Raw genomic sequence first — 21,694 nt, 5'->3', positions numbered from 1 at the left:
TAGCTGTTATTCTGTGCTATAATGCTACAGTGCAGATATTTTATAGAAGAGGAAGAGGTGACCATTTTGGGAACATTTAAACAATTTAATTTAAAAGCTTATTTAGAAGAAGCTTTAAAGGATAAAGGGTTTGTTACACCCACTGAAGTCCAAGAAACATTAATACCTGTTATAAAGAAAGGCCGTAGCGTTGTAGGCCAATCACAAACAGGTTCAGGAAAAACACATACATTCTTATTACCATTAATGGATAAGATTGACCCATCAAAAGATGAGGTACAAGTACTTGTAACCGCGCCAAGTCGTGAGTTAGCTAATCAAATTTATGAAGCAGCTGTTCAATTAGCTGAACATAGTGACGAAGAAATTCGTGTCGGTCGTTATGTTGGGGGAACTGATAAAAAACGTCAAATCTCTAAATTACAAAATCAACAACCGCATATTGCAATTGGAACACCAGGTCGTGTTCTTGATTTGATGAATGAAAAAGCGTTAGGTACGCATACTGCGACAGCTTTTGTTGTCGATGAAGCGGATATGACTCTTGATTTAGGATTCTTAGAAGATGTTGATAAGATAGCATCAAGTTTACCTGGAAACTTACAAATGTTAGTTTTCTCTGCAACTATTCCAACAAACTTGAAGCCTTTCCTTAAAAAATACATGGAAAATCCTGTAATCGAACATATCAAACCAAAATCAATTATCTCTGATTCTATTGATAACTGGTTAATTTCAACTAAGGGTAAAAATACAAATCAATTGGTTCACCAAATTTTAACTGTTGGTCAACCGTACCTTGCTATTGTATTTGCTAATACTAAACAAAATGTTGATGATATTGCGAATTACTTAAAAGCTCAAGGGCTGAAAGTTGCAAAAATTCATGGTGATATTTTACCTCGTGAACGTAAACGTGTGATGAAGCAAGTTCAAAATCTTGAATTCCAATATGTTGTTGCTACAGATTTAGCAGCTCGTGGGATTGATATTGAAGGTGTTTCTCATGTTATCAATGCTGAAATTCCTAATGACTTAGATTTCTTCATTCACCGTGTGGGTCGTACTGGACGTAATGGTATGCAAGGAACTGCAATTACACTTTATGATCCAAGTGATGAACGTGCAATTAATGATTTAGAAAAATTAGGCATTCATTTCACACCTAAAGAAATTAAAGGTAAAGAAGTAGTAGATGGTTATGACCGTAACCGTCGTACGAAACGTGACCGCACTAAGAAAGAATTAGACATCGAAATGATTGGTTTAGTTAAGAAGAAGAAAAAGAAAATTAAACCAGCTTATAAGAAAAAAATTGGTTGGGTTATTGCTGAGAAAGAGCAAAAGACACGTAAGATTGAACGTCGTGCTCAAGCTCGTGCAATGAAAAAATCAAAGAAAACAAAACGTAAATAATTTAAAAGTTGTTTTATGCCTAGCATAAAACAACTTTTTTTCTTAAGATTTAAGTAGATGAATTAAAAGTAATTGTTTTTATTTTACAAGAAACAACGAATATATCGTACTTTTTGTTGTTTTGAGTCTAATAAATCCATCTTTTTAGACGTAAAGTTCAAATCTTAATAGTTTGATTTTCAAAATTTATTGCTATAATAGGTAGGGTTAATAATTTAAAAAGAATGAATGAGGGTATTTATATGAAGGTAAAAGTTATTATTGGTATTGTAACGATTGTTGTACTTGTTTTAGGTGGGTTAGGTTGGGGCGTTAATTATTTGTTTAATTATGCTATTGTTAGAGGAGATAAGGACTTTATTAGTGCAGAAGCTGCTAGTGGTGGAAAGTCTAAAGGCTACGATTCTTGGGAATTCGCTGATGAGAAGCCAGAAACATTGACTCAAAAAACGAAAGATGGCCTAATGTTAAAAGCGACTCATTTTAAACAGAAGCAAGAAGGGACAGCTAAGTTAGCGATTGTAGCACATGGTTACACAAGTGATGGCATGCATATGAAAGATTATGCTAAAATGTTCTATGAGATGGGCTATGATGTTTTAGTTCCAGACGCTCGTGCTCATGGTAATAGTGAGGGAGAGTATATTGGATTTGGTTGGCCTGACCGTTTAGATTATTTAAATTGGATTAAGCAAATGACAGATGCTTATAACGATAATGTTGATATTGCATTATATGGGATTAGTATGGGAGCATCAACGGTTATGATGGTTTCGGGAGAAAAGTTACCTGATAACGTTAAAGCAATTATTGAAGATTGTGGGTATGATACAGTTGAAAATGAATTAAAACATCAATTGGGTGAAATGTTTGGCTTGCCATCATTCCCGCTAATTCCAATCACGTCACAGTATTCAAAACTACGTGCAGGTTATGATTTCAAAGAAGCCAGTGCTGTGAAACAATTAGAGAAAAATAAATTACCAATGTTATTTATCCACGGTGACAAAGACGATTTTGTACCGACAAAAATGGTTTATCCATTATATGAAGCGACAAAAGGTCCAAAGGAATTAGTCATTGTTAAAGGAGCAAAACACGCAGAAGCCTTTACACAAGATCCAGGGAAGTATCAAAAAATGGTATCAAACTTTTTAGCAGACTATATTAAATAAGGAGTGTTGTACAGATGAACTACTATGATTATCTTCAGCAAGAGAATTGGACAATGCTATCAAATGAACAGATGTTATCTCTTTATGATGATGTTATCTCAGCCTTTATCTCACCAATTGTCAATGTAGACTCTGTTAGAGTATCTAACGTTTTGCTACCCAACAGACAGTTAAAAACTTTGGTTATTCGATTAGATAAGCAAGATTTTGTCTTTGTTCCAGGGCAACGAGGTGTGACACTTGGAAAGTTAAGAGAACGTAGTAGTGAATCAGAAACACTTATTGAGTTAAGTGAATATAGAGATGATTCACAATTTAGTCCAAGACGTTTGACGGATATTGTACCCATGTTAGTCTGTTGCGAAAACGATAGGCCAGGTGCTAAATTAGATGGAAGCTATAACACGGTAACTGGAAAGTACAATGGAAATACGCCCAATGCTGACAGTATTTGCTCTCGTATCGAAGAAAGTTTGATTCACCCACAGAGTATTGAAGAGGCTTTAAATTGGGAGTATCCAAAAGTTATGCGTTTAAATGAAGAGTGGTTAGCTAAGCAAAATAATGTTAATCCGGACTACTATGCTATTTATAAAATTAAAGAATTGACCTATGGTGAGTTGTTAATGGATTTGTGTGGTTATAATATACAATTGTTGCCTGAGGATAATTTTGAATATTTATTTTTTCCAACTATCGGACTTCCAGGAACGAGTCATTCGGATCAAAATGTAATGGTGTTAGATAATGAAGGACTATTACCAGATTTATCGGTTCAATTAGTTCCTGATGATGTCCCAATTCTTACAGACCAAGTAGAGGTTCAAAAACAAATTGTAACGGCTGGTGAATGGGAAAGTGCCAGTTATAGAGTTCCTCATAATATAACACCGCAGTCTGTCTTGAAGCCAGAAGAGATTGCTTACCGTAAGTGTATCTTATTGCAACATTAATCAAGGCAAATCGTATTAAAGTAGTAAGTTAAAATTGACTTTTTTAGATTTATTGCTTATAATTTTTAAAGGAAAAGGATATGTTTTTGAGTCAGTTTTGTTCAGAGAACTTTTTGTAATTGCTGAGAGAAAAGTCAAAACACTTGTAAGATGCTCCCTTTGATAGATTGGCAAGAAATTGTCACGTGTCCCTGCGTTATCGGGCTTAAGAGGTAATGAAAGTCAAACATCATTGCAAACAAGGTGGTACCGCGCAGCAGTCGTCCTTGTTTTGCATGGTGTTTTTTTGTTATTTAAAATGCTTTTATAAAAGGAAGGAAGAAAACAATGAAAAAATTATCAAGTAGTCAAGTTCGTCAAATGTATTTAGACTTCTTCAAAACAAAAGGACATACAGTAGAGCCAAGTGCGTCATTAGTTCCAGTTAATGATCCTACTTTATTATGGATTAACTCAGGTGTCGCTACACTTAAAAAATATTTTGACGGGTCAGTTGTTCCTGAAAACCCAAGAATTGTAAATGCTCAAAAGAGTATCCGTACAAATGATATTGAAAATGTTGGACGTACAGCACGTCATCATACTATGTTTGAAATGCTAGGAAACTTCTCAATTGGGGATTACCAAAAGAAAGAAGCAATCCACTGGGCTTGGGAATTCTTAACAGACGAAAAATGGATTGGATTTGACGTTGAAAAATTATACGTTACAGTTTATCCAGAAGATAAAGAAGCGCGTCGTATTTGGGAAGAAGAAGTAGGCTTATCAACAGACCGTGTTGTAGATGTAAAAGAAAACTTCTGGGATATCGGTGCTGGTCCATGTGGTCCTAACTCAGAAATTTTCTATGACCGTGGAGAAGAATTTAATGATGTTGCTGAAGATGATCCAGAAAACTATCCTGGTGGCGAAAATGAACGTTACTTAGAGATTTGGAACTTAGTATTCTCAGAATTTAACCACACATTAGAAGATACATATGAGCCACTACCTAACAAAAACATTGATACGGGTATGGGTCTTGAGCGTATGCTTTCAATTATTCAAGATGCGCCAACTAACTTTGAAACAGATTTATTTGTTCCAATCATTGAAGCAACATCTAAATTAAGCGATGGTCAAAAATATGGTAAAGACGGTGCAGTTGATACGTCATTTAAAGTAATCGCTGACCACACACGTGCTGTAGCTTTTGCGATTGGTGATGGTGCTTTACCGTCTAATGAAGGTCGTGGCTATGTGTTACGTCGTTTATTACGTCGTTCTGTTATGCATGGTAAAAAATTAGGTATCCACAAACCATTTATGTACCAATTAGTACCAGTAGTAGCGGATATTATGTCATCATATTACCCAGAAGTAACAGAAAAAATGGACTTCATTCAAAAAGTTATCAAAACAGAAGAAGAACGTTTCCACGAAACAATCAATGATGGTTTACAAATTTTAACTGACTTAATTGAAAAATTAAAAGCTGACAACAAATCAGAATTAGCTGGTAAAGATATCTTCAAACTTTACGATACATTTGGTTTCCCTGTTGAATTAACAGAAGAAATCGCTGAAGAAGCAGGTCTTACAGTAGACCATGCTGGTTTTGAAAAAGAGATGGAAGCACAACGTGAACGTGCTCGTTCAGCTCGTAATACTGATCAATCTATGAATGTTCAATCTGCTTTATTAACAGATATTAAAGAAGAAAGTACATTCATCGGTTATGATAAAACAGATGCGACTGGAACATTATCAGTTATCATTGCAAATGATGCAGTAGTAGAGTCAGTAGCAACAGGTGAAGCACAATTAATTTTCAATGAAACACCATTCTACGCAGAAATGGGTGGACAAACATATGACACAGGTGTGATTACAACTGAAGCTGGAGATATCGTAGCGACTGTATCAGATGTTCAAAAAGCACCAAATGGTCAAGCTCTTCATAAAGTTGAAGTAACAGCTGAACTTAAAAAAGGTCAAGCGTATGTGTTAAAAGTAGACCGTAACCGTCGTATTAAAGTTCTTAAAAACCATACAGCAACTCATTTATTACACCGTGCTCTTAAAGATGTGTTAGGCGATCATGCTAATCAAGCAGGTTCACTTGTAACGCCAGAACATTTACGTTTTGACTTTACTCATTTTGGGCAAGTAACAGCTGAAGAGTTAGCTCAAATGGAACAAATTGTAAATGAAAAAATTTGGGAAGCTTTAGTTGTCGAAACAGTTGAAACAGATGTTGAAACGGCAAAAGAGATGGGGGCTATGGCATTATTCGGTGAGAAATACGGCAAAGAAGTCCGTGTTGTAAATATCGGTGGCTACTCAATTGAATTATGTGGGGGAACTCATGTTACAAATACATCTGATATTGGCGTATTCAAGATTTTATCTGAATCAGGTATCGGAGCAGGCGTTCGTCGTATCGAAGCTGTTACAAGTAAAGAGGCTTACGATGTGTTATGCGAAGAAGAAGGCTTCTTAAAACAAATTGCAGGTCTAGTTAAAGCACCTCAATTAAAAGAAGTACCGAATAAAGTAGAGCAATTACAAAAACAATTAAAAGAGTTACAAAAAGAAAACGATAGCTTAAGTGCGAAATTAGCAAGCCAACAAGCAGGAGATGTTTTCAAAGAAGTAAAAGAAGCAAATGGGGTAACGTATATCACGGCTGAAGTGACAGTTAAAGATATGAACCAATTACGTCAATTAGCTGACCAATGGAAACAAAAAGAATTATCTGATGTTTTAGTTTTAGGAACAGCTCAAGGTGAGAAAGCTAATTTATTAGTGGCTATGTCTAAAGCAGCTAACGAAAAAGGTTTCAAAGCGGGAGATTTAATTAAAGCAATCGCACCACTTGTAGGTGGCGGTGGCGGTGGGCGTCCAGATATGGCTCAAGCGGGTGGTAAAAACCCAGCAGGCATTAAAGACGCTCTAGCTGAAGTAACAACTTATTTAACTAAATAATCAAAGTAAGAATTCTGTCAGCCGAAAGACTGACAGAATTTTTTTCTAAGGAAAGGGAGATAGGTATGGAATTTAGATTGGCAACATATAAAGACGGTCAAAAAATTCAACACATATTTGACCAAGGGACTGATTATTTTAAAGCATTAGGAATTGACCAGTGGCAAGATGGCTACCCGAATGAGGCCGTTATTAAGGATGATATTCTTAAGGAACAATGTTACGTAGCTTGCGATAGTGATGATATATACGGTGTCATTGTTATGACGTTAATTGAAGAGGATGACTACCTAACTGTAGAAGGAGGAGCGTGGCGTTATGAGGGAGACTATGGTGTCATACATCGTTTAGCTGTAAATAAGGATTATCCTGCTAAGGGGCTTTCATATGAGTTGATAGCATATGCTGAAAAGATGGCACTAGAAAAAGGGCGAATGATTATGCGTGTCGATACACATAAAGATAATTTAGGAATGCAACACCTTTTGGCCAAAAGTGGCTATCAGTATATCGGGGACTTGATGTTAAGTGGAGGTTTACCTCGTATTGGTCTTGATAAAAAATTAAAAAACTAGAATGGCGTTTAGGCCGTTCTAGCTTTTTTTAGAATGAAATGCTCAATAGCTTCCGCTACGGCACTATTATTATGGTCGTTTGTACAAATGTAATCGGCTTTTTCTTTTAACTCAGGGACCGCATTGGCAACAGCGATACCAGTACCTGCAAAATCTATCATTGTACGGTCATTCATATTATCACCAATTGCAATGATTTCTTCTGGTTTAATTCCAAGTTCTTCACTTAATTCTTTTAAAGCACGTCCTTTATTAACACCAAGAGGGTTAAATTCTAAGTAACGTGCAGATGAGTAATTAATATCGAGTTGTTGCTTTAATTCCTCAGGTAGAGAGGCTTCAATAGCTTGTAATTTCGACATATCATCACTTTGGAAGTTTACTTTTAGAATAATATCATCTGTGAAAGGGGTATGGTTAAGATCGTCTATAAGTGTTAACTTTTCTGGGTCATCTAAGAAGTCATGTTCACTTTGATTCATACGATAGGTATAAATGTGGGAAAGACTGAAGACATGAATCAAGACGTCCAACTCACGTCCTATTTCAAAAAGTTGTTTAACATAAGCGTCATTTAAATTGGTTTGATTGATAATACGATTATTTTTATTTTCTGTGGTAACGCCGCCATTGAACGAAATAGAGTAATTGTTTTCTTTATCGTCTAGATTAAGTTTTTTTAGGATAGTTTGAAAATCTTCGAATCGTCTACCTGATGCGATGATGATTTTTATTCCAAAATCATCTAAATTGTTCAAATATTCTATGTTTTTATCTGATATGTTACCTTCAGATGTAATAAGTGTTTCATCTACGTCTGTGACTAAAAGTTTATACATGAACTCATCCTTATCTTTATTTTTTTGTTTTTAACTCTCGTTTAATTAATAATATAAGATTTCATTTAAAAATACTAGAAGTATTCAGAAACCTTTGAAAATATGATACACTATTGGTGATAGATAATAGAAGGACTGATAATTTATGGATAGATTTGAAGAGAAAAGAGAAAAGTTTAGATTCCCTTTATTTGATGATGCAGAACCTGTCAAATTACCAGAGGAAAATTCCCGTCATCTATTTCAAAATCAAGAGTCATTTGATGTTAACATAGATGAGAGTATAAGTAAAAGTTCAACTGTTACTGAAGGGGTAATGTCTGATAAAGAAGATGTAAACCTAGATGATGATTTAGTGATGTTACAGAAGGAAACTTCAGAAAAATTTGATTTCTCGTATCAAGGTCCACCTATGGAAAAACCAATTATAGAGATGAAAAAACCGATTTTTTATAATGACCATCATTCTAGTTTTGAAGAAAAGAAAAAAGTGGGTCATTCTCACCATAAACCAAATTTTCAAGCAGAAATTATGGAAGAAAAATTAGAAATAAAAAATAGTAAAATACCAAGCTACAGTGAGGAAGAACAGGATAGACCGGTTAGAAGACATCATTTTGTTCCACGTAAAATTCCTAGTCAAATAGCTAAGCACACTCCTAAAGAGAGTATAGAAAAAATAGAATCCAAAGAAATATTAGAACGTTTAAAAAAGCCGACTTCAAGTTATATGTCATTTGATTTAGAAGCGACAACCATTTATAAGGAGTCAGATAATGTTATCATTGAAAATACCGCAACTAGTGATTTTTTATCAGATATCCCAGGTATATTTGATGAGGTACCAATTATTTCTGAACCGATTTCTGATGATGAAAAAGCAGAAGAAATCCCATTAACACGTCAAGAATTTAAAAAATTGAGTAGAAAAGGTGATGTTGATTTGCCGGCTATCACTAAGAAAAAACAAAAAGAAATGAAAACATCTCGTTTGGATAGAGGACTGGGTAGTATTATAGAAGAACAGTTAGCCTCAAATAAAAAATCACAGTATTTTGATCTTTAATTTTCAAATAATAGAATCAACTGAATGTTTTTTATTGAAATCTTTCTGAATATATATGATAATAAACAATGCTAATAGAAAATGAGTTACAAGTAATTTTAAAACCAGAAAAGAGGCTTTTTATGAAAACGCAAGAACCAATCTATCATTTCGTTGGAATTAAAGGTGCCGGTATGAGTGCTTTGGCATTAATTCTTCATGAAAAAGGTTATCAAGTGCAAGGCTCTGATATTGAAAAATACTGTTTCACACAACGTGAGTTAGAAAAAGCAGGAGTTTCAATTCTTCCTTTCGATGAACATAATATTAAAGAGAATATGATTATAATTGCAGGGAATGCTTTTGAAGATAGTCACCGTGAAATTCAAGAAGCTTTGAAAAAAGGTCTTCAAGTAGTCCGTTACCACCGTTTCTTAGGAGACTTCATCAAAAACTTTACTAGTATTGCAGTGACAGGGTCACATGGGAAAACTAGTACAACTGGAATGTTGGCACATGTTTTTAGTGGTATCCAACCAACGAGTTATTTGATTGGTGATGGGACAGGTCATGGCGTCATGGATGCTAAATACTTTGCATTTGAAGCTTGTGAATATCGTCGTCATTTCTTAGCGTATTCACCAGATTATGCTATTATTACAAATGTTGACTTTGATCACCCAGATTACTATAAGAGTATCGATGATGTTTTTGATGCGTTCCAAACATTTGGAAGTCAAGTTAAAAAAGGCATCGTTGCTTTCGGTGATGATGAACAATTAAGAAAATTAAAAACAGATGCTCCTATTTATTATTATGGAACAAAAGATAATGATGATTTTCAAGCTAAAAACATCGAACGTACTACCACAGGTTCAGAATTTGATGTGGTTTATAAAGATGAAACAATCGGTCGTTTTATAGTACCAGCTTTCGGCATGCACAATGTCTATAATGCATTAGGTGTTATTGCGATTGCCCACTTAGAAGGACAAGATATGACTAAAGTAGCGACTGAGTTAGTAACATTCGGTGGCGTAAAACGTCGTTTCAGTGAGAAAAAAGTAGATGATATGATTATTGTAGATGATTATGCTCATCATCCTGCTGAGATTCGTGCGACAATCGATGCTGCGCGTCAAAAGTATCCAGAAAAAGAAGTGATTGCTGTATTCCAACCGCATACTTTCACACGTACTGTAGCATTATTAGATGAATTTGGTGAAGCTTTAGATTTAGCAGATCATATTTATCTATGTGATATCTTCGGTTCAGCTCGTGAAGAAGTAGGGGATGTGAAGATTGAAGACTTAGGTAACAAGATTACCAAAGGTGGTTCAGTCATTTCTGAGGACAATGTTTCTCCTTTATTAGACTTCCATGATGCCGTTGTTGTATTCATGGGTGCAGGGGATGTCCAAAAATTCCAACGCTCTTATGAAACGTTACTTGGAACAACACGTAAAAATATTATGTAATCCTAAAGACAGCCACAAAACGGCTGTCTTTTTTTTCTTGAAAATAGGGCTTAAGACTGAGTTAAACCGCTTGCTCTTTTTTTTGTATTTGGTACAATTAATAGTATTAACGATGGAGGTGTCATTGATAAAATGATCATAAAGCCCAAGAAAATTGGCAAGACAATTGATGAAATCGAAGAAGGACAATCTTTAAGCGTAACCGAGACAATTGAGGATAGCCAACTCCTTTTATATCTAGGTATTACAAATGATTCTAATCCGCTTTATATTCAACATGAGTATGCAAAACAAACAGAATATGGTGAGCCGATAGTTCCATCTGTACTTTTAATGGGGATTATCACAAGTGCTATATCTAAACATTTACCTGGTCCAGGTTCGCATGTCGTGAATTTTTCAATTAACTTTATGGAGGAAGTTCGTCATTATGAAACGGTGACATTCCAATTCGAAGTGATTAAAGTAGATAAGATGAAAGATGTTGTAACTATTTCAGTTGAAGCAACAAACAGTGAAGAAAATCGTATTCTTGATGCGGTAGTGATGGTTAAACCACCAGTACTATTAGCTGAAGATATAGATAAAAATTAAAAGTTCGAGGAGAAATTAAATGAATAATTATAATTATCAAGAAACGTCAACAAATGTTGGCTTGCAAGCCTTTTTTGCTCGCGTATATGCATATTTAGGCGTAGGTGTTGCGATTAGTGGTGTCACGTCATACTTAGTTTTAAATGTGTTTGCAGAGCAAGTATTCGGCATGATGGCAACAGGAACAACGATGAAACTTTTATTACTGTGGGTCGTAGAAATAGCACTAGTTTTATTTTTAAGTGCGAAATCAGTTAAAAACCCAGGCCTAGCTTTTGCTGGATTTATCGCTTATGCGGTAATTAACGGTGTAACACTAAGCTTCACTTTAGCAATGTATACAGGAGCAAGTGTTGTGAAGGCATTTGTCGCTGCATCATTAACTTTTATTACAATGGCTATTGTTGGTTCTGTAAGTAAGAAAGATTTATCTGGTATGGGGCATGCAATGAGAAGTGCTTTAATCGGGATTATCATTGTTATCTTAATAAATATTTTCTTGAAGAGTTCAGCGTTAGATATGTTTGTATCAATCGCAACAGTACTTGTTTTCTCAGGTCTAACAGCGTATGATCATCAAAATATTAAACGTATGTACTATCAAGTTGGAAATACTTCTGCAGCTAAAGGTATTGCGATTAACTGCGCCCTACAACTTTATTTAGACTTTATCAATTTACTAATTGCCTTCCTAAGAATTTTTGGAAGCAGAGATTAAACTTAAAGAGTTATCCTGAAAAGGATAGCTCTTTTTTTTGTGGGAAGAGTAGGTCAAAACATCGCAATATCTCATGATTTTTGTTAAACTAAATAGATAAGAGTGAATAGAGAATGGAGCTTTAATATGCCTAAAAATAAATTGTTATTGATAGATGGAAACAGTATTGCGTTTCGTGCGTTCTATGCTGTACAAAATTATGAGTCATTTAAAACAAAAACAGGTCTACATACTAATGCAGTTTTGTTTTTTAACAATATGCTAGAAAGTATTTTAGAAAAAGAAACCCCAACACACGTTTTAATTGCCTTTGATGCAGGGAAAACAACATTCCGTCATGCTTTCTTTGAAGACTATAAAGCAGGGCGTTCTAAAACGCCTGGCGAGTTTAAAGAGCAAATGCCTTATATTCGTGAGTTAATAGAAGCTCAAGGAATTAAGCATTATGAATTAATGGATTATGAAGCAGATGATATTATTGGAACACTTGCGAAACAAGTTGCGACAGATGACTTTGAAGTTGTGGTCATTTCAGGAGATAAAGATTTAACTCAATTGGCAGAAGAAAATATTCGTGTTGAAGTAACGTCACGTGGGGTTAGCGAACTTGTAACATACACACCAGAATTTATTAAAGAAAAATACGGTCTTGAGCCTCTTCAAATTATTGATATGAAAGGTTTAGCTGGAGATAATTCTGATAACATTCCAGGAGTGACACGTGTTGGAGAGAAAACAGCTCTTAAATTACTTCATCAATATGGGACAGTGGAAGGTCTATATGAGCATATCGATGAATTAAAAGCGAGCAAGATGAAAGAAAACTTGATTAATGATAAAGAACAAGCATTAATGAGTAAACGCCTTGCAACGATTGATATTAAAGCGCCGATAGATGTAGAGGTTGAGAGCCTTGTCTACGAAGGAAAAGACTTAGAAAAATTAATTCCATTCTACCGTCAAATGGAGTTCAAACAATTGTTAAGCAAGCTTGATACAAGTGGGTTAGACGATAGTTCTGAACCAATGGAAGAGGTTAAGTATCAGTTTATAGAAAAAGCTGAGGATATTTCAGCAGATATGTTTGGCTCAGATATGAGCTTTTATGTTGAAACTCTAGATAAAAATTATCATACCGCAGAAGTAGAAGCTGTAGCTTGGGGCAGTAAAGAGACTATTTACGTTGCGCTAAAAGATGAAGCTTTGCATTCGGAAGAAATGAAAAAATGGTTGGAAGATGCTAACCAAACCAAAAATGTGTATGATGCTAAAGCAAACTATGTTTTATTAAGACGATATGGGATTGAATTATCAGGTATCGCTTTTGATAGTTTATTAGGTGCTTATTTGATTGATACAAACGACAAGAGCGAAGATTTAGCAGCCCTAGCTTTCAATCATGAGTATTTTTCACTAGAGAGTGATGAAGCGATTTATGGTAAAGGCGCGAAAATGGCTATACCAGAAGATGAGATTATCTCGGAACACTTGGCGCGTAAAATCATCGCCTTAGAGCATTTGAAACCCGTCTTGATGGATAAGTTAGAGGACAAAGAACAAACTGATTTATTCTTCGAAATGGAACTCCCACTATCTAAAGTTTTAGGTGAAATGGAAAGTACAGGGATTACAGTTAATGCCCAACGCTTACAAGAGATGAAACAAGAATTTGCCATTCGTTTAAAAGAAATTGAAGAGCGTATTTACGAACAAGCAGGAGAAGAATTCAATATTAATTCACCTAAACAGTTAGGTGTTATCTTGTTTGAAAAGATGGAACTTCCTGTTATTAAGAAAACAAAGACAGGTTACTCGACAGCTGTTGACGTATTAGAACAGTTAAAAGATCAAGCTCCTATTGTGTCAGATATTTTAGATTATCGTCAAGTTGCTAAAATTCAATCAACGTATGTTGAAGGTTTACTTAAAGTCATTCAGTCAGATGGAAAAATTCATACTCGCTATGTTCAAACCTTGACGCAAACAGGTCGTCTAAGTTCTGTAGACCCAAATCTACAAAATATTCCTGTTCGATTAGAAGAAGGGCGTAAAATTAGACAAGCCTTTGTGCCAAGAAATGCCGACTGGCAAATCTTTTCGTCCGATTACTCGCAAATTGAGTTACGTGTCTTAGCGGATATTGCAAAAGACGAGCATATGAGAGATGCCTTCTTAGAGGGGCAAGATATTCATACAAGTACAGCCATGCGTGTCTTTGGTGTGGAAACACCTGAAGAAGTAACAGGAAACATCAGACGCCAAGCTAAAGCGGTCAACTTTGGGATTGTTTACGGTATTAGTGACTATGGTTTATCTCAAAATTTAGGAATTAGTCGTGCTGAAGCTCAACGCTTTATTGATACTTATTTTGAGAAATATCCAGATATTAAAACATATATGGAAGAGATCGTAAGAGAAGCGAAAGACAAAGGCTATGTAGAAACATTATGGCACCGTCGTCGTTATTTACCAGACATCAATGCCCGTAATTTTAATATCAGATCATTTGCTGAGAGAACGGCTATTAATACGCCTATTCAAGGGAGTGCTGCTGATATCTTGAAGATTGCCATGATTGAAATGGCAAAACGTCTTAAAGAAGAAAATATGGAAGCGACAATGTTATTACAAGTTCACGATGAGCTTGTGTTTGAAGCGCCGAAAAGTGAAATACCTAAATTAGAAGCATTAGTTAAAGATATCATGGAAAATGCAGTAGAATTAACAGTACCACTAAAAGTAGACAGTAGTACCGGAGATACGTGGTACGATGCAAAATAATGAGGTAGAAGGTTGAGAGTAATCCTCTTGACCTTTTTATCTGTCAATAAGAGGAGGGCTAGGATGCCTGAGTTACCAGAAGTCGAAGCTGTGCGCATAGGATTAGAGCAGTTAGTAAAGGGAAAAGAAATAAAAGAGGTCGTTGTTAACTGGGGGCGTATTATTGAGTCGCCGGAGGTTGAACTATTTAAGACTGAATTGATAGGTGAAGTTTTTGAGCGTTTCAATAGAAGAGGGAAATTTTTAATTTTAGGACTAACTCATTATGAGTTGATTTCACATTTAAGAATGGAAGGAAAATATGAGTTTCATTCGTCAGATGATGAGGTTCAAAAACACACGCATGTGATATTTAAATTCACAGACCATACAGAATTACGTTATCTAGATGTCAGAAAATTTGGGCGTATGACATTAGTTCCAAAAGATGAAGCTTCTTCATACAAAGGAATTCAAAAATTAGGACCTGAACCAATCGGATCAGATTTTGAATTAGCTATTTTTTCAAAACAACTGAAACGGTCAAGTAAGGCAATCAAACCATTATTGCTAGATCAAAAATTAGTGACAGGTTTAGGGAATATCTACGTTGATGAGGCGTTATTTGAGGCTGCTATTCACCCAGAACAACCAGCAGATACATTGAAACCCAAAGAAGTCGCGGCGTTACACAAAGCCATTATAGAGGTTTTAGGACGTGCAGTAGAGGCTGGGGGGACGACAATTAGAACTTATAAAAATGCATTAGGTGAGGCAGGTAAATTTCAACATGCTCTTAATGTGTATGGTCAAACAGGTGCACCATGTCCAACATGTGGAGAGCCTATCACAAAAATTAAAGTAGCCCAGCGCGGGACGCACTATTGTACATCGTGTCAAAAGTTAAGGAGGCCAAACTAAATGACGTTTATTTTAGGCTTAACAGGTGGTATTGCTACTGGTAAATCGACAGTTAGTCGTTATTTTTCTGATCAAGGTTATCCAGTTATTGATGCAGACCTTATCGCAAGAGAGGTAGTAGAGCCAGGTACATTGGGGTTAGAAAAAATTGTTTCTGTTTTTGGTAGAAGTGTTTTAACTCAACAAGGTGAATTGGATCGTCAAAAGTTAGGACAGCTTGTATTTAGTGATATTTTGAAACGAAAAAAACTTGATGCCGTTTTAGATGGTGAAATAAGGCAAGCTATTGTAAAGGCAATTGAAGAGTACACCTTAAAAAAAACAGCATTGGTTATAGTTGATATTCCATTATTATATGAAGCTGGATATGAGTCATTAATGACAAAGGTGATGGTTGTTTATGTATCAGAAGAAACCCAACTTAAACGCTTAATGGAAAGAAATTCATTGACTCAAGAAGAAGCAAAGCAACGAATGAACAGTCAATTATCAATCCAAATTAAGAAGATGAGAGCAGACTTTGTGATTGATAACAGTGGTACTAAAGAAGAAACAAAGCTACAAGTTTTAGATTGGTTAGAGAAAAAAGGTCTAAATTACTAAAAAGCCGTTTTATCAGGCTTTTTTTTTCTGTTTTTAAAGTATAAGCTGAACGTATTGGTAGGATAGTTGCTATACCAATAGCCCATTTCATGCTATAATGACACTATAATTAGGACAAATAGAAAATAAAAAATAGAGAAGATAATTGAGGTGATAGCATGCAATGTTCAAAGTGTCAGTATAACGGATCACGGGTAGTAGATAGTAGACCTTCTGATGAAGGAAGAGCGATTAGACGACGACGTGAGTGCGAATCATGCGGCTTTCGATTCACTACATTTGAACGCATAGAGGCGACCCCCTTACTTGTTATTAAGAAAAATGGTGGACGCGAAGAATTTAATCGAGATAAGATTTTGCGAGGATTAATTCGCTCAGCAGAGAAACGTCCAGTTTCTATGGAACAAATGGAGCAAATCGTTGATCAGGTTGAGAATAAAGTGAGAAGCTTAGGAGAAAATGAAGTTTCTACAACGTTAATTGGCGAATATGTTATGGAAGAATTGGTAAATTTAGATGAGATTGCGTATATTCGTTTTGCCAGTGTTTACCGTCAATTTAAAGATATGAGTGTCTTCTTAAAAGAGATGCAAGAAATATTAGATAAAGAAGAGAAATAGATAGGGAAGGAGATTGTTAACGAATGAATACAGCTTGGAAACAACTCCATCCACAAGATAGTTATACGGTTAAGTTGAATCGACCGATAACGATAGAAGATGAAAAGGTACTAAGTTTTTTATATCAACCGATTATTGGAATTGAAGCATTTGGTTTATATCATGCGTTCTTAACAGCTGTTCCAGTTGATGATTTTGAAAGTGATGAACAATTTCACTCAGAATTATTTAATCAACTGAATATCGATTTGCCAAGTGTCTTTAAAGCTCGTGTTAAGTTAGAAGGCTTAGGCTTACTAAGAGTATTTGTCAAAGAAGAAAATGGCAGACGACAATTTCTTTATGAGTTGTATCCTCCACAGAAAGCAGCTGATTTTTTCAAAGATACCGTTCTAAGTTTACTTTTGGTTGATAAAATCGGCGAGGAGCGTTATGAGAAACTAACGACACGTTTTGCTATGCCAAAGGTCGACCGTTCAGAATATCAAGAAATCACTAAAAAATTTGTTGATGTCTACCAATGGAATCAAGAAGGAATACATAGTCAAGAAAAATTATTATCTGAAAGTCAGGAAAAATTCACTCCTGAAGAGTCTGTTAAACCAACTATTACAGAATCGGACTTTGATTGGGCTTATTTTTTAGGCCTTTTAGATAGTCTATATGTTGATAAAACTCATCTAGAAATCGAGCTAAAAGAAATGATATTAACGATTAATCGTTTATATGGCATCGACGAATTAGAGATGAAAAAATTACTAGAGCCAGAAATTGATTATGTAACGAATCAGGTTAATATTAAACAGTTTAGACAAAGTATTATTAAAAAATATCATGTTGGTAAAAAGCAGACAAAACCAGAACCAGTTGAAGATAATACGTTGAATTCTGAAGACCAGAAAACAAAGCGACGTAATACGCTGCTTAAAAAGGGGTATTCAGAAGGTGAAATACAAGTTATTTTATCAAGTGAAACAATCAAACCCATGGTCTTTTTAACAGCTATAAAAAAACAAAAAGGTGGATTTGTAGCGATTGAAGAACGTTGGGCTGTTGAAAATTTAGTTAGAGATACAGGGTTACCCGATGCTGTTATTAACGTATTAATACATTTTGTATTAGTCGTTAAAGACAATGCGACGTTTGCACAAAAGTATGCTAATGCTATAGCGAATGACTGGGCGCAAGCTGGGATTATAAAACCAGAAGACGCGGTTACAAAAGCAAAAGAAGTTAGTTCTTCTAAAGCAAAGAAAACCCGTTCTTATGGTTCAAAAGGTTACAATAATAAACCGGTTCGTAAAGAAAGCGTACCAGATTGGGTAGGAAAAGAAAGAGGCGAAAAACCTATTTCTAAGGAGTCTGATGATTTTATAAATGAAAAAATTAGAAAACTTCGTGAGAAAAAGAAGGAAGGTGAGTCATAGTGGAAAATGTAGGAGATGAAATGGTTAAGGTAATGGCAAAGAATGACAGAATAGAAGAATTTAATAAGTTAGTCCGTGAAGTCATGCAGGATAGTGATGTTCAAGCATTTATTGCTGAAAATAGAGAGAAATTAACAGATGATGATATTTCAAAAAGTTATGCTAAACTCTATGAATTTGTCCGTGAAAAACGTAAATTTAAATTGAATGATCCAACTATGATAGCTCCAGGTTATGAACCAAAACTGGTTATCAACTATCATTCAATCGATGTGATATATGAGGAAACTGAAGAATTACTTGCTAAAAAAGCGGAAGAAAAACTGCGTAGACGAGTTAAATCTGTCGGTGTATCTAAAGATGTGCGTGAAGCGAAACTTGAAAATTATATTAGAACTCAAGAACGCGAACAAGCATTGAGAGCAGCGTTATTATTTATTGATTCTTATACTGAAAATCCAAAAGATTTTCATCAAGGGATGTATCTGCAGGGATCATTTGGTGTCGGAAAAACATACTTACTTGGCATTATAGCGAATGAATTAGCAGAATATGGGATTGATTCAAGCCTAGTACACTATCCAACATTGTTAGATGAAATGAAGCGTTCATTTAAGGACAATAGTACGGGTGAAAAAATTGATGCGATTAAGAAAGTACCTGTTTTAATGCTAGATGATATCGGCGCTGAAGCGATGACAAGTTGGGGAAGAGATGATGTTCTTGGTGTTATCTTACAATACCGTATGCAAGAACAATTACCAACCTTTTTCAGTTCAAACCTAAGTATGAATGAGCTAGAAAATGAACATTTTACAGTGAGTCAAAAAGGTGAAGTTGAACCAATGAAAGCGAAGAGAATCATGCAACGTATTCGTTATTTAGCTAAAGAAGTTGAATTAATCGGTGAAGACCGTCGTTTAAACAATTAAATAACACATACCAATCCTAATTAAAAAATGAAAGAATGCAACAGGTTATAAAGGGGTGTCAAGAAAATCTCATTGACAAACATACGAAAGCCTAGTATAATAATTTTTGTTGCTTAGAGGTGATGGAAAATGAAATGGTCATTATTAGAATTAAAAAAATACAAAGAAAGTCCATTAGAGTTTTCGGAAGTAATTGATGTCAATGATACGATTACAAAACGTGAACCAGGGATTTTGTCTGTAGCACCTGTGACAGTTACAGGTACAATCAGTGTTAGCAACGATGGATATATTGCGACATTTACGATTGATACAGTGATGACATTAGCATCAACTCGTTCGTTAGAACCTGTGCCATATCCGTGCAACTTAAATGTTGTAGAGTTTTATATGACACCTGAGCAATATGCGAGTCAAAAAGACCTTTTATCTGATGAAGATATCGTTATGATTCTTGAAAAAGACTTAATTGATTTATCTGAAGCAGTAGAAGATCACTTGATTTTATCAATCCCGTTACAAGTTTTAACAGAAGCGGAACAAGAAACAGATGCGACCGTTAAAGGTAACGATTGGGAATTAATGTCAGAAGACGCATATTACGAACAACAATTGCAACAAGATAACACAAATATTGATCCTCGTCTTGCAAAATTGTCAGCTTTATTAGATAATAGTAAAGATTCCGATGGTGAGTAAGATTGGAATAGATAGCGAAAAGCATTTGTTTTTTGCTAAATGATTTAAGGAGGTGTAGTTAATATGGCAGTACCTGCTAGAAGAACTTCAAAAGCTAAAAAAGCTAAGCGTCGTACGCATTACAAAATGTCAGTACCTGGTATGAGCACATGCTCAAACTGTGGCGAAATGAAACGTAGCCACCACGTATGTCCAGCTTGTGGTCATTACGATGGTAAAGACGTATCAGCAACTAAAGAAGCATAATAACATTTTTGAAATGTTAAAATCCCTTAGACAACCATGGAGTCTAAGGGATTTTTTTGTTGTCTAAAAATGACTCTGATAAATTAAGCGTGTTTTATTTAAATATTGTTTAAAATAAGTTATAATCATGATAAAGTAAAAAATACTTAAAAGACACTTGTTCTAATGGTGTTACTTTTAGTTACTAGGAGGATATAACATGTCAAAACAACAAATTGGTGTTGTCGGAATGGCCGTAATGGGTAAAAATTTAGCATTAAATATCGAAAGCAGAGGATACTCAGTTTCAATATTTAACCGTACAGCTTCAAAAACTGAAGAGGTTATTGCTGAACATTCAGATAAAAAATTAGTTCCTACCTATACTGTAGAGGAATTTGTAGCGTCATTAGAAAAACCACGTCGTATTATGTTGATGGTTAAAGCTGGAGATGCGACAGATAAAACAATTCAAAGTTTATTACCACATTTAGATAAAGGTGATATCTTAATTGATGGTGGAAATACATTCTTCCAAGATACGATTCGTCGTAATGAAGAATTAGCTAACTCTGGGATTAATTTCATTGGTACTGGTGTATCAGGTGGAGAAGAGGGTGCGCTTAAAGGTCCCGCTATCATGCCAGGTGGACAAAAAGAAGCTTACGATTTAGTAGCGCCTATTTTTGAACAAATCGCTGCAGTAGCTGAAGATGGAAAACCATGTGTGACATATATTGGACCAAACGGTGCAGGGCATTATGTGAAAATGGCTCATAACGGTATTGAATATGGTGATATGCAGTTAATTGCAGAGTCATATGACATCTTAACTAAACTACTAGGATTATCAGTTGAAGAGTTAGCAGAAATCTTTACAGAGTGGAATAATGGCGAATTAGATAGCTATCTAATTGAAATCACGTCAGATATCTTAACTCGTAAAGATGAAGAAACAGGAAAACCTATTGTTGATGTTATTTTAGATGCAGCTGGAAATAAAGGAACAGGTAAATGGACAAGCCAAAGTGCTTTAGACTTAGGTGTGCCACTACCACTTATTACGGAGTCTGTATTTGCTCGTTATATTTCAGCGATGAAAGAGGAACGCGTAGCAGCAAGTAAAATTATACCAGCACCTGCTGTTAAAGCATTTGATGGCGATAAAAAAGAATTTGTTGAAAAAGTACGTGAAGCCTTATACTTCAGTAAAATTATGAGCTATGCTCAAGGTTTTGCTCAATTACGTATTGCCTCAGAAGAATTCGGTTGGGATTTAGAATACGGTGAAATTGCTAAAATTTTCCGTGAAGGCTGTATTATCCGTGCTAAATTCTTACAAAAAATTACAGATGCTTACGAGCGTCAAGCTGATCTTAAAAACCTGTTATTAGATGAGTACTTCAATGAAATTACTCAAAAATATCAACAATCAGTCCGTGACGTTGTAGCGGTAGCAGTTCAAGCGGGTGTACCAGTCCCAACATTCTCATCTGCCATTAGCTACTACGATTCATACAGAAGTGAAGATTTACCAGCCAATATTATTCAAGCGCAACGTGACTACTTTGGTGCTCACACTTATGAGCGTAAGGATAAAGAGGGAATCTTCCATTACGATTGGTATACTAAATAAAACTAAAACTACTTATCGATTAAAAGATAAGTAGTTTTTCTTTTTTGTTCACATGTTATTTTAATTGAGGTTAAAAGATACCATAGCTTTTTTACTCAAGAATCGTTATAA

General features: G+C 35.2%; 19 protein-coding genes. 18 read left to right on the top strand and 1 reads right to left on the bottom strand.

Going from position 1 to position 21,694, the window contains the following annotated elements:
* The first annotated feature begins 21 nt into the window (after window positions 1-21).
* From CBF31_RS03420 to CBF31_RS03400, 5 genes are all read left to right on the top strand, one after another.
* A complete protein-coding gene (locus CBF31_RS03420; protein ID WP_170167862.1) occupies window positions 22-1,416 on the top strand; it encodes a DEAD/DEAH box helicase in 1,395 nt (464 codons plus the stop codon).
* Between the two features lie 242 nt (window positions 1,417-1,658).
* On the top strand, window positions 1,659-2,591 hold the full coding sequence (locus tag CBF31_RS03415; RefSeq protein WP_211330809.1) for an alpha/beta hydrolase: 933 nt from the start codon (window positions 1,659-1,661) through the stop codon (window positions 2,589-2,591).
* 14 nt (window positions 2,592-2,605) lie between these two features.
* Window positions 2,606-3,544, top strand: coding sequence for a DUF7278 family profilin-like fold-containing protein (locus CBF31_RS03410; protein ID WP_126830965.1), 939 nt, complete (start codon window positions 2,606-2,608; stop codon window positions 3,542-3,544).
* A 327-nt stretch (window positions 3,545-3,871) separates the two neighbouring features.
* Window positions 3,872-6,511: an alanine--tRNA ligase gene (gene alaS / locus CBF31_RS03405; protein WP_126830964.1), complete on the top strand. Its 2,640-nt coding sequence runs from the start codon at window positions 3,872-3,874 to the stop codon at window positions 6,509-6,511.
* Between the two features lie 65 nt (window positions 6,512-6,576).
* Window positions 6,577-7,086 (top strand): GNAT family N-acetyltransferase, encoded by a 510-nt coding sequence (locus CBF31_RS03400; RefSeq protein ID WP_126830963.1) that lies wholly within the window; start codon window positions 6,577-6,579, stop codon window positions 7,084-7,086.
* Window positions 7,087-7,094: 8 nt separating this feature from the next.
* Here the strand turns inward: CBF31_RS03400 and CBF31_RS03395 are convergent, their stop codons facing one another.
* Window positions 7,095-7,925 (bottom strand): Cof-type HAD-IIB family hydrolase, encoded by an 831-nt coding sequence (locus CBF31_RS03395; RefSeq protein ID WP_126830962.1) that lies wholly within the window; start codon window positions 7,923-7,925, stop codon window positions 7,095-7,097.
* A 145-nt stretch (window positions 7,926-8,070) separates the two neighbouring features.
* On the opposite strand from CBF31_RS03395, the gene CBF31_RS03390 reads away from it, so the two are divergent.
* The 13 genes from CBF31_RS03390 to gndA all read left to right on the top strand — a co-directional run bounded on the left by CBF31_RS03390 (window position 8,071) and on the right by gndA (window position 21,583).
* Complete coding sequence (locus CBF31_RS03390) at window positions 8,071-8,991, top strand: hypothetical protein (protein WP_126830961.1); 921 nt, start codon at window positions 8,071-8,073, stop codon at window positions 8,989-8,991.
* 122 nt (window positions 8,992-9,113) lie between these two features.
* Window positions 9,114-10,448, top strand: a complete 1,335-nt coding sequence (murC, locus tag CBF31_RS03385; RefSeq protein ID WP_126830960.1) for a UDP-N-acetylmuramate--L-alanine ligase — start codon at window positions 9,114-9,116, stop codon at window positions 10,446-10,448.
* A 132-nt stretch (window positions 10,449-10,580) separates the two neighbouring features.
* Window positions 10,581-11,042, top strand: coding sequence for a MaoC/PaaZ C-terminal domain-containing protein (locus tag CBF31_RS03380; RefSeq protein ID WP_126830959.1), 462 nt, complete (start codon window positions 10,581-10,583; stop codon window positions 11,040-11,042).
* A 19-nt stretch (window positions 11,043-11,061) separates the two neighbouring features.
* Entirely contained in the window at window positions 11,062-11,760 is a 699-nt protein-coding gene (locus CBF31_RS03375) for a Bax inhibitor-1/YccA family protein (protein WP_126830958.1), read from the top strand.
* Between the two features lie 126 nt (window positions 11,761-11,886).
* Window positions 11,887-14,541 carry a DNA polymerase I gene (polA, locus tag CBF31_RS03370; RefSeq protein ID WP_126830957.1) on the top strand — a complete coding sequence of 885 codons (2,655 nt, stop codon included), beginning with the start codon at window positions 11,887-11,889 and terminating at the stop codon, window positions 14,539-14,541.
* 63 nt (window positions 14,542-14,604) lie between these two features.
* Window positions 14,605-15,441, top strand: a complete 837-nt coding sequence (gene mutM, locus CBF31_RS03365; RefSeq protein WP_126830956.1) for a DNA-formamidopyrimidine glycosylase — start codon at window positions 14,605-14,607, stop codon at window positions 15,439-15,441.
* On the top strand, window positions 15,442-16,044 hold the full coding sequence (gene coaE, locus CBF31_RS03360; RefSeq protein ID WP_126830955.1) for a dephospho-CoA kinase: 603 nt from the start codon (window positions 15,442-15,444) through the stop codon (window positions 16,042-16,044).
* Between the two features lie 158 nt (window positions 16,045-16,202).
* Window positions 16,203-16,664 carry a transcriptional regulator NrdR gene (gene nrdR, locus CBF31_RS03355; RefSeq protein WP_126830954.1) on the top strand — a complete coding sequence of 154 codons (462 nt, stop codon included), beginning with the start codon at window positions 16,203-16,205 and terminating at the stop codon, window positions 16,662-16,664.
* A gap of 23 nt (window positions 16,665-16,687) precedes the next feature.
* On the top strand, window positions 16,688-18,091 hold the full coding sequence (locus tag CBF31_RS03350; RefSeq protein WP_126830953.1) for a replication initiation and membrane attachment family protein: 1,404 nt from the start codon (window positions 16,688-16,690) through the stop codon (window positions 18,089-18,091).
* Window positions 18,091-19,023, top strand: a complete 933-nt coding sequence (gene dnaI, locus CBF31_RS03345; protein ID WP_126830952.1) for a primosomal protein DnaI — start codon at window positions 18,091-18,093, stop codon at window positions 19,021-19,023. The genes CBF31_RS03350 and dnaI overlap by 1 nt, the downstream gene beginning before the upstream one ends.
* Window positions 19,024-19,152: 129 nt before the next feature.
* Window positions 19,153-19,722: a YceD family protein gene (locus CBF31_RS03340; RefSeq protein ID WP_126830951.1), complete on the top strand. Its 570-nt coding sequence runs from the start codon at window positions 19,153-19,155 to the stop codon at window positions 19,720-19,722.
* A 63-nt stretch (window positions 19,723-19,785) separates the two neighbouring features.
* A complete protein-coding gene (gene rpmF, locus CBF31_RS03335) occupies window positions 19,786-19,968 on the top strand; it encodes a 50S ribosomal protein L32 (protein ID WP_126830950.1) in 183 nt (60 codons plus the stop codon).
* A 199-nt stretch (window positions 19,969-20,167) separates the two neighbouring features.
* Window positions 20,168-21,583 (top strand): NADP-dependent phosphogluconate dehydrogenase, encoded by a 1,416-nt coding sequence (gene gndA, locus CBF31_RS03330; protein WP_126830949.1) that lies wholly within the window; start codon window positions 20,168-20,170, stop codon window positions 21,581-21,583.
* Window positions 21,584-21,694 lie beyond the last annotated feature (111 nt).

Origin of the sequence: Vagococcus fessus (assembly GCF_003987565.1) — a bacterium.
Taxonomy (GTDB): domain Bacteria; phylum Bacillota; class Bacilli; order Lactobacillales; family Vagococcaceae; genus Vagococcus_D; species Vagococcus_D fessus.
Note: the sequence above shows the minus strand (reverse complement) of the source record. Positions and strands in the feature narration are given on the sequence as shown.

Excerpts from the sequence above, each read along its gene's own strand:
- CBF31_RS03420 (WP_170167862.1), top strand. The coding sequence starts at position 22 with ATGCTACAGTGCAGATATTTTATAGAAGAGGAAGAGGTGACCATTTTG.
- CBF31_RS03415 (WP_211330809.1), top strand. The coding sequence starts at position 1,659 with ATGAAGGTAAAAGTTATTATTGGTATTGTAACGATTGTTGTACTTGTT.
- CBF31_RS03410 (WP_126830965.1), top strand. The coding sequence starts at position 2,606 with ATGAACTACTATGATTATCTTCAGCAAGAGAATTGGACAATGCTATCA.
- alaS (WP_126830964.1), top strand. The coding sequence starts at position 3,872 with ATGAAAAAATTATCAAGTAGTCAAGTTCGTCAAATGTATTTAGACTTC.
- CBF31_RS03400 (WP_126830963.1), top strand. The coding sequence starts at position 6,577 with ATGGAATTTAGATTGGCAACATATAAAGACGGTCAAAAAATTCAACAC.
- CBF31_RS03395 (WP_126830962.1), bottom strand. The coding sequence starts at position 7,925 with ATGTATAAACTTTTAGTCACAGACGTAGATGAAACACTTATTACATCT.
- CBF31_RS03390 (WP_126830961.1), top strand. The coding sequence starts at position 8,071 with ATGGATAGATTTGAAGAGAAAAGAGAAAAGTTTAGATTCCCTTTATTT.
- murC (WP_126830960.1), top strand. The coding sequence starts at position 9,114 with ATGAAAACGCAAGAACCAATCTATCATTTCGTTGGAATTAAAGGTGCC.
- CBF31_RS03380 (WP_126830959.1), top strand. The coding sequence starts at position 10,581 with ATGATCATAAAGCCCAAGAAAATTGGCAAGACAATTGATGAAATCGAA.
- CBF31_RS03375 (WP_126830958.1), top strand. The coding sequence starts at position 11,062 with ATGAATAATTATAATTATCAAGAAACGTCAACAAATGTTGGCTTGCAA.
- polA (WP_126830957.1), top strand. The coding sequence starts at position 11,887 with ATGCCTAAAAATAAATTGTTATTGATAGATGGAAACAGTATTGCGTTT.
- mutM (WP_126830956.1), top strand. The coding sequence starts at position 14,605 with ATGCCTGAGTTACCAGAAGTCGAAGCTGTGCGCATAGGATTAGAGCAG.
- coaE (WP_126830955.1), top strand. The coding sequence starts at position 15,442 with ATGACGTTTATTTTAGGCTTAACAGGTGGTATTGCTACTGGTAAATCG.
- nrdR (WP_126830954.1), top strand. The coding sequence starts at position 16,203 with ATGCAATGTTCAAAGTGTCAGTATAACGGATCACGGGTAGTAGATAGT.
- CBF31_RS03350 (WP_126830953.1), top strand. The coding sequence starts at position 16,688 with ATGAATACAGCTTGGAAACAACTCCATCCACAAGATAGTTATACGGTT.
- CBF31_RS03340 (WP_126830951.1), top strand. The coding sequence starts at position 19,153 with ATGAAATGGTCATTATTAGAATTAAAAAAATACAAAGAAAGTCCATTA.
- rpmF (WP_126830950.1), top strand. The coding sequence starts at position 19,786 with ATGGCAGTACCTGCTAGAAGAACTTCAAAAGCTAAAAAAGCTAAGCGT.
- gndA (WP_126830949.1), top strand. The coding sequence starts at position 20,168 with ATGTCAAAACAACAAATTGGTGTTGTCGGAATGGCCGTAATGGGTAAA.